Raw genomic sequence first — 16255 nt, 5'->3', positions numbered from 1 at the left:
GAAGAAGAAACAAGCCAAGCAGATCAAATTGATCCTGTCATTCCAGAACGTACTGAAGTTGGCGATGTGGACGACTTAACACAATCTGAACGTGAGCACGTTAAGGAAGCTATCGAAGAAGCCAACAAGGATAACTTCCCGGAAGGAACAGATGTGACCGTCAATGAAGATGGATCTGCAACCATCACATACCCAGATGGCTCTAAAGATAACATTAAGGCTGAAGATCTGATTAAGCAGGCTGAAGAAGAAACAAGCCAAGCAGATCAAATCGATCCTATCCTTCCAGATCGCACTGAAGTAGGCGATGTTGACGACTTAACACAATCAGAACGTGAACACGTTAAGGAAGCGATCGAAGAAGCCAACAAGGACAAATTCCCAGAAGGAACGGATGTGACCGTCAATGAAGATGGTTCTGCAACTATCACTTATCCAGACGGATCTAAAGACTCTATTCCAGCTGATCAATTAATCTTCCAGAGAGAAGATGATTCAGACGCTGAGGATGATGATCAACCTTCCCTAGCAGACCAAATCGATATCACTCTTCCTGAAAAGACAGGTGTTAAGGATATCAACAACTTGACTGAAATCGAGAAGGAAAAAGTGAAGATTGCCATTACCGATGCCAACAAGCTACCTAAGGGAACTGAAGTTCTCGTTGGTAGCAAGGGCGATGTGATCATTAACTACCCAGATGGATCACATGATGTGATTAGCCGTGAAGACCTAGTTTACCAATTAGCAGATTCAGAAACAGGTAAACCAGCTGATCCTGATAAGGGTGGAACTCCATCTGAACCAGGTACTGGAGATGCAGATAAAGGTTCTGACGACGCATCTGATTCTAAGGGTGGCGACGAAGACTCATCTAAGGACAAGGATTCTAAGGGTGGCGATCAAGGCTCATCTAAGGATTCTAAGGCGAAAGATTCACAAGACAAACTACCTCAAACTGGTGAATCCAGCTCAGCGGCTATCCTTGGTCTAGCAGGCCTATCCATCATGGCAGGACTTGGCCTAGTCGCAGGACGTCGCAAAGAAGATAACTAGTTATTCAAGACAATTCTTTGAATAGGGCTTAATGTAGCTTCCTATTCAAAGTTCAACCCAGCCCTCGCAGGAGGGCTGGTTTTTTGAGTTATTGTCAATGAGAGCACAAACTGCCAAGAGATGAAGGAAGAAGGGGGGCTAGCCCCTTTTTGGAATGTTTGTACAGCTATTATGTACCTTTCAATTTGGACTTTTTACTTAAGCTGCATGCAGTCCAAAAATAATTCTATGCTCGTTAAAAATATTTTTCCCATTTCATATTTATTTTATATAAGCTTGCTAAGATCTAATCATACCAATCAGAAAGGATGTTTTGTATGAATAAGAAATCTTTAAAAGTTGCCATTATGGCGAGTTTGTTAGCAGGTCAAGCTGTTTTACCTTTGGGAGCAGTTTTTGCCCAGGAAGAAAAAGACCAAATGAGTCAAGAAACACAAATGGTTGAAACCGTTGAAGAGATGGAAGAAATGGCAGAAACGGAAGAAAAGCCTGAAATGGAAATGGCAGAAGACGATGCCAAAAAAATGGAAGACAAGAAATCAGACATTCCAACGGACCCTGAAGAGATTAAGAAGGAAATTGAAGATTACGGTCAAAAGATTACAGTCAATGGGCACCAAATGAATGTCTATGAATTAGGTAAGGAAAATAAGGGCAAGACCAAGACCCTTGTCTTTATGCCAGGTCTAGGCGAAGCTTCTCAACCTCTAACCCACAAGAACTTGTTAGAGCGCTTAGCTAAGAAATTCCATATCCTCGTCGTAGAACCCTTTGGTTACGGACTCTCTGATGTAAGTAATGAAGAACGGACAGTCGACACCATTATTGATGAATTGCACCAAGCCTTAGAAATGATGGATGTGAAGCAATACCTCTTAGTAGCTCACTCCTTGTCAGGACTCTATGCCTTAAATTATGCCAAGAAATACCCTGAAGAAGTCCAAGGGGTAGTCGGTATGGACACTTCAACACCAATGATGAATGGTTTCATGGATATGCAACACATGGAAGCGCCAGTTGATGACCAAGGTCAAGCCCTAGACTTGCCAGAAATTCCAGATGTTGACGAAGAAGTCAACCGTCAATACCAATTAATTGCTCAATTAAACTTAAATAATGAAGACGTGAAGGACGAGAGTGAACGGTCTAACCAAGTCCTTTTAGATAACAAAGACAATAAGATTCCAAAGGGCATTCCATCCCTTTACCTCTTGGCTCAAGACTCTTATGAAGACATTGAAATGCGTCGGGAATTCATGGATCAGATTACCGAAGACTGGGAACAACAACACGTTTCCTTATCTGAAGACCCTGATTCAGTTGAAACCCATATCTTAGAAGGGGACCACCTCCTCTATATGACCCAATATGAAGAAATGGCACGTTTGATTGAAGAATTTGCCATGAAGATTAAGTAGGCGTTGACGATGAAATTAAAGCAAAGTGGACTGATAGCCGTCCTCGCTTGTCTGATCTGGGGACTTCCCCAGGTCAGTGCGGGCGAATTAACATTATTAGACAAATATCCGATTAAAGATCCCTTATTTGTCCAAGGTTTAGAGTTGAGCCCTGAGAGAGAATTAATTCTTGGCACCGGTCTTGAAGGAGAATCCAAATTAGGCGTATTTAACTTGGAGACGGGAGAATTAGACCGTAGCCAGGACCTCCCTAACAATTATTTTGGTGAGGGCTTAACCTTTACACCACATGCCCTCTGGCAGATGACTTGGAAGGAGAAGAAGGTCCTCAAGCGGGACCCGAAGACCTTTGAGATCCTGGGTGAATATGACATGAATACCGAAGGCTGGGGCTTATGCTATGATAAGGAACAGAATGTCCTCTGGCGGTCAGATGGAACCAGTACCTTATATAAACATGACCCTGAGACCTTTGAATTGTTGGGCCAGGTCAAGATTATGAATGGCAAATTGACTGCTTCTAACTTGAATGAGTTGGAATGGGTGGATGGCCATATCTATGCCAACCGGTACTACCGGGAGGAAATCCTTAAGATTGATCCTGAAAAGGGTGAAGTGGTCGATAAATATGACCTCAAGCCCCTCCTTGAAGAAACACTGACAGCCGAAGAAATTGCGCAAATCGATACCCCAAATGGCATTGCCCATATTCAGGACAAGGAATTCTATATTACCGGTAAACTCTTCCCCTACCTCTACCGTGTGACCCTCGATTAATCGCTGTATTTGTATAAAAGGGTTAAGATCCATTCAATGAAAAGGTTTTTCTCTTAAAAAACACGTCTTTTCAGTGGTTAATCGTTGTCATGTAGCCATTGTTATGTTATTCTGATCTAGAAATGATCATTCAAAGAATGAATTTCAATAGGCATTTTATGCATAACAATAAGGAGGATTTACTCATGGCAAATAAAGCAGAATTAGTAGAACGCGTAGCAAGCAAGACAAACTTAACTAAGAAGGACGTTACAGCAGCAGTTGAAGCATTATTCCAATCAGTTGAAGAATTCTTAGCTGAAGGCGAAAAAGTTCAAGTAATTGGTTTCGGTACTTTTGAAGTACGTGACCGTGCAGCTCGTAAGGGACGTAACCCTCAAACAGGCGAAGAAATCGAAATTAAAGCGACAAAAGTTCCTGGCTTCAAGGCAGGAAAAGCATTGAAAGATGCGGTTAAATAATTGATAAAGTAATGATTTAAGCCAGGCTCTGCCTGGCTTTTTTTGATGAGGATCAAGAAATTAAGCAGGATGTAGGGAATGGACGAAATCACAGGGGACCGTCTTTCAAAGCTTTCGCTTTTCCGGACTCAATCCACTTGGCAAACCCAGTTAAGAGGATTTATATATAAAAAATACTAAATAGAATTAAAGGATTAGAAGGCGAGATGCCGTCAATAAGGCAGCCCCCATTGCTTATCATAGGGGACCGTCTTCCAAAGCTTTTGCTTTTCCAGACTTGATCCACTAGGCAAACCCAGTTACAAGGATTAATGTATAAAAATACTAAATAGAATTAAAGGATTAAAAGGTGAGATACCGTCAATATGACAGGTCCCAATGCTTATCATAGGGGACCGTCTTCCAAAGCTTTCGCTTTTCCAGCCTCGATCCACTAGGCAATGCCTAGACGGTAAACCGTAAGGCATTGCACGCTGCGTGGATCGTCCTCCTTCCTATGATTAAACATTGGGACCTGGCTTTTATTGACGGATTCATGTTTTTATTTATTTAAGGCTTTCTAAATTAATCCAGTTGGTAAAATTAAGAACAGATTTGATAGGATGTTTCCAATAAAAATGTTAAATCTTTATTCGAAAAAATCAAAATAATTTTCCTAGCAAACCTGACCTAACTCCAAAAAAGAAGGGATAAATGTTAACTTTTAATATAAGCCCAGCAAGTATAAAAGGAAACCTCGTCTTTATAGGTTGACCTAATTGCTGAATTTTAAAACAATCGAAGGAAAGTCTACCTAGTTGTTCATAATAAGCGTGGATGATTTATTGAATACCAGAATCGTTAGTGGTTATTTTTATTGTTATGGCAATTATAGATACTGCATGAAATATCGATATATATTGGTTAATATATTTTACACCTAACTTTTGCGGACAGAAAATATTAAATGCTACCTTTAATCTATTGATACAAGCTAATTGATGAACCAATAAATAACCAGATAGCGTGATTTTAGTCATTCACTATAACTCGATTTTATATCTCACCCTTTCAAAACCGTCTATTAGTCACCAGTGAAAAATAAAAATTTACCCTTTATCTTTGAATGGAAAGGTTGAGTTAAGAATCTATATGTTTAAATTTGATCGAATAAAGATGCCACTTTTAGATTGGAAGTCTTTATTCTCATTTTTTATTTTGGCAACTGGATGAATTTACAAGTCATGAATATAAAAGACCTATAATCAGTCAATAACAGGCAGGTCTCACCACTTAATCATAGGAAGAAGGACGATCCACGTAGCGTGCATTACCTTACGGTTCACCGTTTAGGCAATGCCTAGTGGATCGAGCCCGGAAAAGCTTTGCTTTGAAGGGCGGTCCCTTATGATTAAGTAGTAGACCTGTCTTATTGACGATTATCTTGCCTATTATGTTATATGCTTTTCGCGTTACTTAATCCATGTAGACAAGCCGGAAAAGCTTGGCTTTGAAGGGCATTCTCCTATGATTAAGTAGTTGACCTGCCTTATTGACGGGATCTTTGACTTAGATCCTTCAACCTCAAATCCTTTCCGAGCGATATGGTGAAGCCAGGGAAGACATGGTATAATAATGAGGAGAGGTGATCATTTGGAAAGATGGAGTCGAATACAAGAAGAGATAGAGTCTCTGCCTAGCGTCCCTGACCAGATGGCAGCCTTAGACCAAGTGCTGGTCGACCTTGGTGAAGACTTAGCCCTGGTCAGCCATTTAGTCCGGCATTTTGCCGATCAATGGGGCCGGCAGGGTTACCGTGAGGCCCAGTTAGCCTATTATAATCGGATCTACCAGATCGATCCGCAGGATGAATGGGCTTATTTAGCAGCCTTAACGGCCTATCGTCTCAATGACTTGACTCGAGCTGGCGACTGGTTGACCCGCTGGCAAGCAGAAGACTTACCTTATGATTATCAGTTACTCAAGAGCCAGATCCTGGCGGACCAGGGCGAGGTCAATGCCTCTCGTAAGATATTAGAAGGCCTGGTCAAAGATAAATCTGAAGCCTATCCAGCCTATGAAGGCTTGGCCAATCTTTACCTGGACCAAGGTCTTTACCAGAAGGCGATCTTCTATTTGGACCTGCTGTTGACTTACTTTCTCCAAGTGGATCCTGACTTAAGGCGCCAGTGGCGGTTAGACCTGATGGCTTGTTTATTGGAGGAGGAATCCATTGACATCGACCGCCTGCAAGGCTTGGCTGACCTGGAAGACTTGCCGCTGGAAAGGGCAGAGGAGTTCTACCTGATGGGCTTAGTTGCTCACTATGCCGGCGACTTGCAGGGGGCCAGGGATTATTTGACTCGGGCCATCGATCAAGATTCTGAAGCCTTAGCTGCCCGTCGGCTCTTACTAGAAGTCTTGGCTGAATCAGGCGACCAGGAGTCCTTTAATCTAGCCCTTGCTAACTTGGCGGACCTCATCCCCTGGTATGACCCCATGATTAAGGACTGCTTGGCTTATGCGACTTGGCAGGCCTCCTATCCAACCGCTCTCTTAGATAAAATCAAGGCTTACCTGCCGCTGGAAGAAGATCCCAGCGACCATTACCAGTTGCTAGAAGCCTTAGTACTTGGCTACCTGAGCCAAGACCAGCCAGGTCAAGCCAGTCAGATCCTGCAAGAATTTGGCCAGGTCTGGGCGGATACCCCTTATTATGCTGATTTGAAGGGGCGGATCCTGCAAGCCCAAGGGCAAGAAGAAGCAGGGGCACATTCTATCCAAGCGGCTCAAGAGGCGGGCTTTGACCGGCAACCACCATCCTGGCAGGAGCCAGATGATCAAGCAGCCCCTTGGCCATTAACAGACGACGATTCGCGATGATTAGGGATTCCAGGAGGAAGTCATGGAGAGAAGAGAACGGAAGCTGGCCTTTTTAAGGCAGTTCATTCAAGCCCACCCTCATCCTCATTATGAGGTACGGGCCTTAATACATTATTTGATCTCACAGAGCGCCAGCTTGGATTATCTGGAATTCGCTGACCAGGTGGCCTATGCGCCTCGAGGACTCTTGATCCGTTACCAGGATTTACATGGGCAACCGGGTCTGACCTATTACAAGGAGTCCCATACCTATGAAGCGGTGGACCAGGCCTTTCATGACTTTCGCTTAAACGCCCTCCAAGAGAAGACGACTTTTTATCTGGAATTTGACCTAGCCGACTTCTACTATGAGGCATTAAGGCAGGATGTCTTGGTTGAGAATCCCTTCCAGCCGCTTTATTTGGGGGATTTAGACCAGATTCGCGACGCGACCCTGGCCTTGAGTCAATCAGCTTGTCGTCAGATGATTATGCGTCAGATTGACCAAGCCCTGGATGCTAAGAACTTTGATCTAGTGGAGACCTACCTGGGTCAATTGAATCAATTATCGGAGTGATTAGATGAAGTTACAACTCACCCATCCCTTGTTCCAAAAGGCGATCCCAGTCCTAGAAAAAATAGAGTCTCATGGCTATGAGGCTTATTTTGTTGGGGGCTGTGTGCGCGATAGTCTCTTGGGTCAGGTGATTAGTGATATTGACATCGCCTCGTCGGCCTTTCCCCAAGAGATCCAGGCGATTTTTCCCAAGCACTTTGATGTGGGGATTGACCATGGGACTGTCGTGGTCCTCCACCAGGGGGAAGCCTATGAAATTACGACCTTCCGGACCGAGTCGACATATACCGACCACCGCCGGCCCGACCAGGTGGCCTTTGTCCGTAACTTGGAGGAAGACACCTTGAGGCGGGACTTTACCATGAATGCCATGGCCATAGACCGCCAGGGGCAAGTCTATGACTACCACCAGGGCTATCAAGACCTGGAGAACCAGCTGATTCGGGCGGTCGGCCGACCCCATGCCCGCTTTGAAGAGGATGCCCTCCGGATGATGCGGGGGGTCCGCTTTGCCAGCCAGCTCGGCTTCAAGATTGAGTCGGCCACCTTCCAAGCCATTCAAGACTTGGCCAGCCAGTTACAGCACATTTCGATTGAGCGGATCCGAATTGAATTTGAGAAATTAATGCTGGGGCGGTATTTGGACCAGGCTGCGGCTGAGATTGAAGCCAGCCAGCTCTTGGACTACTTCCCCCAAGCAGATGACTTGGATTACCGGCAGGGCTTGACCTACTTGATTGACCAGACTCAGCCGGAGGCCATTAAGAATCCAGCCCTGGTCTGGGGGCTCTTGATGATTGGTATGGGGGTCAAACCAGGCCAAATGAAGCCAGTCTTACGGGCTTGGACCCTGTCCAATGACTTGATCGACCGGGTCCTGGCCTTTGTGGCCTTGGACCGAACTTACCAAGCCAGGGCCCTGACGACTGAGGACTATTATCCATACTGTCAAAAAGACATGGCCACCTATGGTCAGTATTTACAAGGTTTAGGGCGTCATGAAGAGGCTGATCGCTTGGTCCAAGCCTACCAAGACCTGCCCATCCACCACCGGCAAGACATCGCAATCAATGGTCGGCAAGTCATGGACCTGCTGGACTTGACCAAGGGAGGACCACTTATCGGCCAAGTCTTGGCCCAGGTCGAAGCAGCCATTCTCAAGGGGGACCTGGTCAATGAGGAGGCGGCCATTCGCGACTTTATTCAACAAGGAGATTGGGACTAGGAGGGATTATCATGCGCTATGCCATTGTGGACCTGGAATCAACCGGGTCGCGGCTGGAAGAAGGGGACCGTATCATTCAGATCGGAGCTGTGATTGTGGAGGACCACCAGGTGGTGGACCAGCAGGAGATGCTGATTAATCCCCAGCGCGAAATTCCAATTGGCATCCAACAATTAACGGGGATTGATCAAGACCAAGTGGACCAAGCCCCTTGCTTTGCTCAGGTGGCGGGTCTATGGATGCACAAGCTAAAAGACTGTGTCTTCCTCGCCCATAATCTCAACCATGACCTCCGCTTTCTAGTGGCGGAATTCAAGCAAGCTGGCTTTGACTTTCAACCCAAGGCCATCGATACGGTCCTCTTGACCAAGATGATCCTGCCGCAAGCCAGTGGCTTTAACCTGACAGACTTGAGCCAGGACTTGGGCCTCGCCTTTGACCAGGCCCACCAGGCCTTGGCTGATGCCTGGCAGACCCACTGTCTGGTTGATTATTTAGCCCGTCAACTAGCCGCGATGCCCCGGTCCCTCCGCGAGGACCTCACGGCCATTAGTCGACATTTGCCTCATGATGAAGTGGCTTTCTTTGAAGGCTATTCGGACTTTATCTTGCAGGAGGCCGCTAGTGGCAGCTTGAAAGTCAAACAGGTCAGCTTCAAGCCCTTAGACTCCCTGCAAGCCGCGCAAAAGAACCGGATCATGGACCTTTTAGCGGACAAGAGGCATTTGGTCATTGAAGGTAAGGACCGGCCTCTTTCAGTGGGTCTCATTCAAGCCCTAGTCAGAGAGTATCTGGCTAGCGGTGAGCGAAAGATACTGGTCGCCTGCTCAGGTCACAGTGACCTGGCCAACTGGGAAGCTGCCTTTACCGGTCTAGTCCCTTATGCGGTTCAATTAAGACGGGCAGACTATCTGGACCTGACGGTCTTTGACCACTACTGCCGGCTGGTTGACTTGGCCCAGTTGAACCAACATGAACTTGTGGTCCTAGCGGGGACCAAGTCCTGGCTTCAAGCCACTCAGACCGGGCGCTTGGACGAATTGAATCCTGAAATTACCATCCAGGCCCAAGTCGACCGGTTGGTGGACCGGTCAATCGTGAAAGGGGACCATCCCTTCTACCAGCGAGCCCTCCAGCAAGCCAAACAGTCCAACCTGGTCTTGACCCTGGACTCGGTCTTGGTCAGCCAAGGGGCCTCTTTGGGGCAAGGGCGGTTGCTGGTGATCTGCGACCTGCAAGCCTACCAGGACCAGGTCCAAGTCCAAATGGGCCAAAGCCTGTCCTTGAGCCAAGTTTTAATGATTTTGCAGCAAGTGGAAGAAGATATCCAGCAAGGCTACTATGAATCTCGGTCCATCCTGTCCCAGGTCCACCAAGCCAAGGTCCGGATCCGCCGCCTGGTCAACCTGCTTGAAGGCCGGTTCCAACAAGCCTTTGAATGGGGCGACCTCCAGGTCAAGCGGGATCTTTACCTAGCAAGAGAAGACAGCTTGGTGCGCCAAGGACTGGAAGACTTAAACCAAGTGCTCCAAGTGCAGACCTTCCTCGCTTCGACTGATTTAACCCAGGCGAATGACCAAGCAGTCAGTCATCTGCAAGCCTTAAACCAGGCCATCAACCAGGCCAAGAACCTCTTGCAGGCCATGCAAGACCCGACTGGGTATCATTTTGTCCGAGCTCTGGAAGTCCAGGGCAACTACTACCAGCTGACATGGCACTATCGCCCGATGAAGCTGGACCAGGCCAATCCTGCCCATTTCTCATCGGCACCTGTCTTATTGGTGAGTCAGGGGGGCTTTACCCGGGAGGGGGCCAGTCGGTCGATCCTCGGCTTGACAGACTATGCCTATTGGGCCCTGCCGTCCTACCAGCCGGTTATCAACTTTCAAGTGCCAGAAGACTATCTGGTGCCAGTCCTCAACCAGGAGGGTGCAGTCAGTCAACAGGCGGAAGAATTAGCCCTCCTCATTCAGGACCGGACCCAGCAAGTTCCACCGACAACCCGCCATTTGTTGGTGGTTAACAACCGTCAACAAGCCTTAGCCCTTTATCAAGCCGTCAAGGCTGTCTTCCAAGCGGACAGTCAGGTCCGGGTCTTCTCCCAACATGCTTCGGGCAGTCTGAATAAGATTCGGCGGGCGGTCAATGACCGGCCGGGGGGCGTGGTCATTCTCCAATGGCAGTCCATCTTGCGTGAGGCCTTCCAGTTAGAAGGCGGGGAAGTGGAAGTCTATTGGCTCCGTCTGCCCTTTGCTGCCTTGGGTCAGCCAGCGATTCAAGGGCTGGCAGCCTATCTGGACCTAAGATCCGACCAGGTCTTTGACCGCTTAATGGTGGACCGGATGATCGACCACTGGGTCCAGGCAGTGGACTATTTGGACCAGCACTTTGAGGTCAACCAGTGGTGGCTCTTGGATGAGCGGATTTTTACCAAATATTATTCAAAAGAAATTCGGCAAAAGCTTGAATCCAGCATGGGTTTTAACTTAGAATATAAGTTATGAAATAGAAAGGATATGGATACAAGTGTTGAAAAGAAGGACAGTTTCCATCTTAACCTTGCTCTTGATCTTGACCATGGTGGCCTTGTTGTCGGTCTTTATGTCGAGTCAATCGAGCTTGACCCGGGCCCAGGAAGAAGCTTTAACCTTGGTGAACTTGGACTATCAAGTCAAGCAGGTGAAGGATTTCTACTGGACCACGACCGACCAGTCTTACTTTGCTATGCGCTTTGTCGATCAAGAAGACCAGGGGCACTATGCGATCATCGAACGCAAGGGGGGCGACGCCTTCTACTATGGGGTCGATGAACTGATTAATGAGAAGGATGCCAAGTCCTTGGCAGTTGGCGAATTTGAGGGCTACAAGGTCCTCCAAGCCCGTCTGGGTATGTATACCGACCAGCCTGCCTGGGAAGTTGCCTTGCGCAGTCCGGACCAGACCATCACTTATTACACCCTGAATGCCACCACTGGCAAAAAAATTAAAACCATTCAAAATATTTAAGCATGAGGAGGAAGCAAGCAATGACGACCATCACCATGGATCAAGCTGCAAATCATTTAAATCAAGAAGTCACCATTAATGCCTGGGTGACCAATAAGCGGTCATCAGGTAAGATTGCCTTCTTACAACTACGTGACGGCGTGGTCAATTTTCAAGGAATTGTCCTGAAGCAAGAAGTGGGGGAAGACCTCTTCGACTTGGCCAAGGGGCTCAACCAAGAGACCTCTGTCCAAGTCAAGGGTGTGGTTCAAGCGGACGACCGGTCAAGCCTGGGCTATGAACTCCTAGTTAAGGACATTCAAGTGATCGGGGAGAGTCATGACTATCCAATTACCCCCAAGGACCATGGAACGGACTTCTTGATGGACCACCGCCACCTCTGGTTACGGTCCAACCGGCAACATGCGATCATGCAGGTGCGGAATGAAATTATCCGGGCCACCTATGAGTTCTTCAATGACCGCGGTTTCTTGAAGATTGATCCACCGATCTTAACCGGTTCGGCTCCTGAAGGGACGACCGAGTTATTCCATACCAAGTACTTCGATGAGGATGCCTATCTTTCTCAATCTGGTCAACTCTATATGGAAGCGGCAGCCATGGCCTTTGGTAAGGTCTTCTCCTTTGGCCCTACCTTCCGGGCAGAGAAGTCTAAGACTCGTCGTCACTTGATTGAATTCTGGATGATGGAGCCTGAGATGGCCTTTACCGACCATGAAGCCAGTCTCCAAGTCCAAGAAGAATATGTGGCTTATTTGGTCCGCAATGTGATTGACCACTGTGGCTTGGCTCTTGAAACGCTAGGCCGTGACATCCAACAATTGGAGAAGTATACCCAACTTCCTTATCCACGCATTGAATACTCCGATGCGGTTCAGTTGCTGCAAGATAATGGTTTTGAAGATATCCAGTGGGGGGATGACTTTGGTTCACCGCATGAGACCTTCATCGCCAGCCAGAACGACCAACCCGTCTTTATTATCAACTGGCCAAGAGCGATCAAGCCTTTCTATATGAAAGTTAATCCTGACAATCCGGAGACCGTCTTGTGTGCGGACATGATTGCCCCTGAAGGGTATGGTGAGATCATCGGCGGATCGCAACGGATTGATGATTATGAGACCCTGAGCGAGAATATCAAGTCCTATCAGCTCGATCCTGAAGTCTATGCTTGGTATCTCGACCTCCGTCAATATGGCTCCGTTCCTCATTCCGGCTTTGGCTTAGGCTTGGAACGGGCTGTCGCTTGGATTACGGGAATTGAACATATCCGGGAGACTTCCCCCTTCCCAAGACTCTTGAACCGCCTTTACCCATAAAAAGGGGACTGGGCTGGTCCCATGGCCAGACCTTTGCTACGGGCGGTTAGAGTGCCAGCCTTTTGCCTGTACTAAGATGAATAAGGAGGATGAACGATGGGAGAGACCGTCTACGATTGGATGAAGGCCGGTTACACCATGGTACCGAACGTGTTCATCCAACACTATCATAAGTTACACCTGACATCGGATGAATTTGTAGTCATTGTCTACCTGCTGCAACAAATTAACCAGACCCAACCTGTTTCCGGCGTCCTGATGATTGCCAACCAGTTGGGTTGGGACAATGATCGACTTTACACGACTTTGAATAATTTATTAGACAAGAATTACCTGAATATTGAACTGGTTCCCAACCAGGAAGGCAAGCAGACCGACCATTATACCTTACGCCCCTTGTTCGACCACTTGAATGACTTACTGCGCGGTCAGACCAAGGCCGGTCAGCAAGACAAGGATGCACTGGGTCAGGGGACCCCTTTCAAAAAGCGATCTAGCCCTGAAAATACTAAAGTCCACCAGACCATTCGGCAGTTGATCCAAAAGTTTGAGACGGACTTTGGTCGGGTCTTATCAAGTGTGGAATTGGAGACCCTCAACCAGTGGCTGAATGTGGATCACTATCCGGTTGAATTGATTCAATTGGCCCTACGGGAAGCCATTGTTCGTCAAGCTTATAGCTTTCGATATATTGAGCGGATCCTGGCTAATTGGCGGGCCGATAATATCGAGACTCGGGAGGAGGCCCAAGTGGCCATCCGGAATTTCGGCCGGACCAGTCAATCGGGGTCTAGTCAAGTCGCAGAGAAGACTGATTCCGCACCAACCATCAACATTCCCATGATTAAATGGGACAACCGTTAATTCAATACAAGTAAAATCCCCTCAAGGACTGTCCTTTAAGACTAGGTCCTTGAGGGGTTTTTGTTGTTTGGGATGGGATACTTGAAGGGGCGTCCCGTCTGGGAAGGGGCCCCAAATGGTTAGAAACCGGTGGTGGAGACGTTTGGTTCCATCGGCTGCCATTGGTGGTCTTCGGGAGGCAGAACCGTCGTCGGCAGGTCCTCTGGTTGGCCAGTTTCATCGATGGTCGTTTCTTCGCTGGTTTCACTTTCGACGGTTAAGTCGAAGTTGATAATAAGGGTATCGGAAGCGAGTGATCCTTCAAGGATCCTTAGGCCCAATTCATATTGGCCGGGAGCCGGTGCAGGGACCTTAAATTCAGTCTCGGTACCCGAGTAGACAACTTGACCGTTGAGGCTTAATTCAAAGACGCCTGGCCCTTGGATCGGATCCCATTTGGCTTCAATCTCCTGGGTCTCTTCATTGTAGTCGGCTGTAAAGCCAGTCGGTGGGTTGATGATGCGGAAGTTTTGTGAGACTTGCTTAGGATCAGTTCCCTTGATGAAGAGTTCCATTGACCGGTAGTGACTTGGAGTCGCAGGACTTGGCTTCATGATCGGATCCGTATACTTCTCGATCTCCACTCGGTCAACCGAATCCGGTTGCACCCAGTCGGTGTTGGGCAGGTTCTGCATGATATAGGTCATCATTTCACTGTAGACCTCTTGCGGGATAGTGGTTTCCTGAGCGGAAATATAGTGGCCGGGTTCGAGCGGGTTGTCATAGCCGACCCAGGTGGCGATCGCAAATTGAGGAGAGATCCCCGCATACCAAGCATCGGGCGCAGCGTAGACGGAGGGGTCAATGCCCGCTTGGGCCTTCTGGTCATCGGTATAATTGGTCGTTCCGGTCTTACCTGCCTGGTAGACGCCAGGAACATTGACACCGGTCGCAAAGTTACCGGGGACCCCCTTGAGCATGTCAATCAGCATATAAGCGGTTGAATCCTTCATGGCTTGCCGGCCTTGCGATTCAAAGGTCTGCTCGGTCCCAGCCTGGGTAATCACCTTGTTGACGGTATAGGGTTGATGGTAAACGCCATAGTTGCTGATGGCTGCATAAGCAGCAGAGAGTTGGATCGGTGAGATCTCACCGCCAATGGCGTTGGCTTCGACTAATTCCCGCTGGTTATTATTGCGGATGTTGATGTCCATCTTCTGTAGGAAGGAGTAGGCTTGGTCTAAGCCAACCTTTTGCAGCATCTTCAAGGCCGGAATATTCCGAGACCCGACCAGGGCTTCCCGCATGGTCTGATTGCCCTTGTAGTCCATATCATAGTTATAGAGGTCGCTACCAGAAGAATAGGTATAGGGTTCATCCACGACATATTGCCCTGTGGAGTAGTTGAGGTATTCAATAGCCGGTCCATAGGCGGATAGGGGCTTAATGGTCGAACCGACACTCCGGTTCAAGGTGGCTGCCCGGTTCAAGCCCATGGCCACCTTCTGGTTGCGACCGCCAATGACGGCGTAGAGTTGACCCGTATCCACATCGACGATGGAGACGGCTGTCTGCATGTCATCATTTGGGAAAATATCGGAGAATTGATTATGAACCGTCTTGTAAAGATGGTCTTGCATGTCCAGGTCGAGATTGGTATAGACCTCCAATCCATCTGTATAGATATTGAGGTTCATCTTGTCTTGCACCTCTTGGGCCACCACATCCAGATAAGCGTCGATCATCACATCCTGGTCGGTCAAGGTCTGATCATCCAAAGGTTGAAGTGAGGATTCAAGCGGGGTGTTGATCGCTTCTTGGTAGGCTGACTGGGAGATCACTTGCCGGTCCAGCATGACCTGGAGCACCAAGTCCCGCCGCTTTTTGGCTTGGTCGGGAAAGGCATAGGGATCATACTGGGTGGGTGCTTGTGGAATGCCGGCTAAGAGGGCAGCCTCTGCCAGGGTGATGTCCGCCAGATCCTTACCAAAGAAGACCTTGGCTGCGGTCTTGGCCCCATAGACATTATTGGAATAGAAGAGCTTGTTGAGGTAGTAGGTTAAGATCTGGTCTTTGGATAGCTTCTTCTCCATCTGGATGGCCAACCAGGCTTCCTGAGCCTTCCGCTCCAGGGTCTGGTCTTCGAACTTGGTGGAGAAGACGGACAGCTTGACTAACTGTTGGGTAATGGTGGACCCCCCTTGTTGAATGCTGCCGGCCTTCAGGTTGGCCACCAGGGCCCCCATAATCCGGATAAAGTCGACCCCATGGTGGTGGTAGAAACGGTTGTCTTCAATTGCCAGGACAGCATCCTTGAGGACAGGTGGGATCTCCTCTTCCTTCATCCGGTCACGGTTTTGCCCGCCTAGGGACTTGATGAGCTGGCCATCCCGGTCATAGATCTTAGAGGCGACCTGACCTTGTAGGTCTTCTTGGCTAATCTTAGGCGCGGATAGGGCGTAATAGGTGAAGAGTCCGCCCCCAGTAATCAGGCCGATCACAACCAGGGCGACTATGACCATCAGGGTTTTCTTGACCCAGCTGGACTTCTTGCGCGGTTGACGTTGACGGTGTTTCTTTTGATATTTCTTGCGTTCGACACGGCTTCCTGTTGCCATTGCATTCCCTCGCTTCTTGAATCAGGCGTCTTGTTCAGGACGCACTTGGTGGTGGGCAAGCCAGAAGACGACTCGCCGAATAATTTGTTATTAAAAAATAGGTGGGGTTCTCCT

General features: G+C 48.2%; 13 protein-coding genes. 11 read left to right on the top strand and 2 right to left on the bottom strand.

Annotation, left to right across the window (positions count from 1 at the left end; all coding sequences use genetic code 11):
- From HMPREF9708_RS08445 to HMPREF9708_RS07790, 4 genes are all read left to right on the top strand, one after another.
- The coding region (locus HMPREF9708_RS08445) for an LPXTG cell wall anchor domain-containing protein (protein ID WP_006309760.1) at positions 1 to 1056 on the top strand (1056 nt) is incomplete at its 5' end.
- A gap of 317 nt (positions 1057 to 1373) precedes the next feature.
- A complete protein-coding gene (locus tag HMPREF9708_RS07800; RefSeq protein ID WP_006309759.1) occupies positions 1374 to 2474 on the top strand; it encodes an alpha/beta fold hydrolase in 1101 nt (366 codons plus the stop codon).
- Between the two features lie 9 nt (positions 2475 to 2483).
- Positions 2484 to 3251 (top strand): glutaminyl-peptide cyclotransferase, encoded by a 768-nt coding sequence (locus tag HMPREF9708_RS07795; RefSeq protein ID WP_006309758.1) that lies wholly within the window; start codon positions 2484 to 2486, stop codon positions 3249 to 3251.
- A gap of 185 nt (positions 3252 to 3436) precedes the next feature.
- Entirely contained in the window at positions 3437 to 3712 is a 276-nt protein-coding gene (locus HMPREF9708_RS07790; protein ID WP_006309757.1) for an HU family DNA-binding protein, read from the top strand.
- An 821-nt stretch (positions 3713 to 4533) separates the two neighbouring features.
- Here HMPREF9708_RS07790 and HMPREF9708_RS08440 read toward each other — a convergent pair.
- Positions 4534 to 4731, bottom strand: coding sequence for a hypothetical protein (locus tag HMPREF9708_RS08440; protein ID WP_198004245.1), 198 nt, complete (start codon positions 4729 to 4731; stop codon positions 4534 to 4536).
- A 613-nt stretch (positions 4732 to 5344) separates the two neighbouring features.
- Between HMPREF9708_RS08440 and HMPREF9708_RS07785 the strand changes: the two genes are divergently transcribed.
- The 7 genes from HMPREF9708_RS07785 (at position 5345) to HMPREF9708_RS07755 (ending at position 13544) form a co-directional block, all read left to right on the top strand.
- Positions 5345 to 6574 carry a tetratricopeptide repeat protein gene (locus HMPREF9708_RS07785; RefSeq protein ID WP_006309756.1) on the top strand — a complete coding sequence of 410 codons (1230 nt, stop codon included), beginning with the start codon at positions 5345 to 5347 and terminating at the stop codon, positions 6572 to 6574.
- 22 nt (positions 6575 to 6596) lie between these two features.
- On the top strand, positions 6597 to 7130 hold the full coding sequence (locus HMPREF9708_RS07780) for a YpiB family protein (protein WP_006309755.1): 534 nt from the start codon (positions 6597 to 6599) through the stop codon (positions 7128 to 7130).
- Between the two features lie 4 nt (positions 7131 to 7134).
- Positions 7135 to 8355 carry a CCA tRNA nucleotidyltransferase gene (locus HMPREF9708_RS07775; RefSeq protein WP_006309754.1) on the top strand — a complete coding sequence of 407 codons (1221 nt, stop codon included), beginning with the start codon at positions 7135 to 7137 and terminating at the stop codon, positions 8353 to 8355.
- An 11-nt stretch (positions 8356 to 8366) separates the two neighbouring features.
- A complete protein-coding gene (locus tag HMPREF9708_RS07770) occupies positions 8367 to 10859 on the top strand; it encodes an exonuclease domain-containing protein (protein WP_006309753.1) in 2493 nt (830 codons plus the stop codon).
- 22 nt (positions 10860 to 10881) lie between these two features.
- Positions 10882 to 11361 carry a hypothetical protein gene (locus HMPREF9708_RS07765; RefSeq protein ID WP_006309752.1) on the top strand — a complete coding sequence of 160 codons (480 nt, stop codon included), beginning with the start codon at positions 10882 to 10884 and terminating at the stop codon, positions 11359 to 11361.
- A 20-nt stretch (positions 11362 to 11381) separates the two neighbouring features.
- A complete protein-coding gene (gene asnS / locus HMPREF9708_RS07760) occupies positions 11382 to 12680 on the top strand; it encodes an asparagine--tRNA ligase (RefSeq protein WP_006309751.1) in 1299 nt (432 codons plus the stop codon).
- Between the two features lie 96 nt (positions 12681 to 12776).
- Positions 12777 to 13544 carry a DnaD domain-containing protein gene (locus tag HMPREF9708_RS07755; RefSeq protein ID WP_006309750.1) on the top strand — a complete coding sequence of 256 codons (768 nt, stop codon included), beginning with the start codon at positions 12777 to 12779 and terminating at the stop codon, positions 13542 to 13544.
- 119 nt (positions 13545 to 13663) lie between these two features.
- Here HMPREF9708_RS07755 and HMPREF9708_RS07750 read toward each other — a convergent pair whose 3' ends face one another.
- Positions 13664 to 16141, bottom strand: coding sequence for a transglycosylase domain-containing protein (locus HMPREF9708_RS07750; RefSeq protein WP_006309749.1), 2478 nt, complete (start codon positions 16139 to 16141; stop codon positions 13664 to 13666).
- Between the last annotated feature and the right edge of the window lie 114 nt (positions 16142 to 16255).

The sequence above is a fragment of the Facklamia languida CCUG 37842 genome, from assembly GCF_000245795.1.
Taxonomy (GTDB): Bacteria; Bacillota; Bacilli; order Lactobacillales; family Aerococcaceae; genus Facklamia; species Facklamia languida.
Note: the sequence above shows the minus strand (reverse complement) of the source record. Positions and strands in the feature narration are given on the sequence as shown.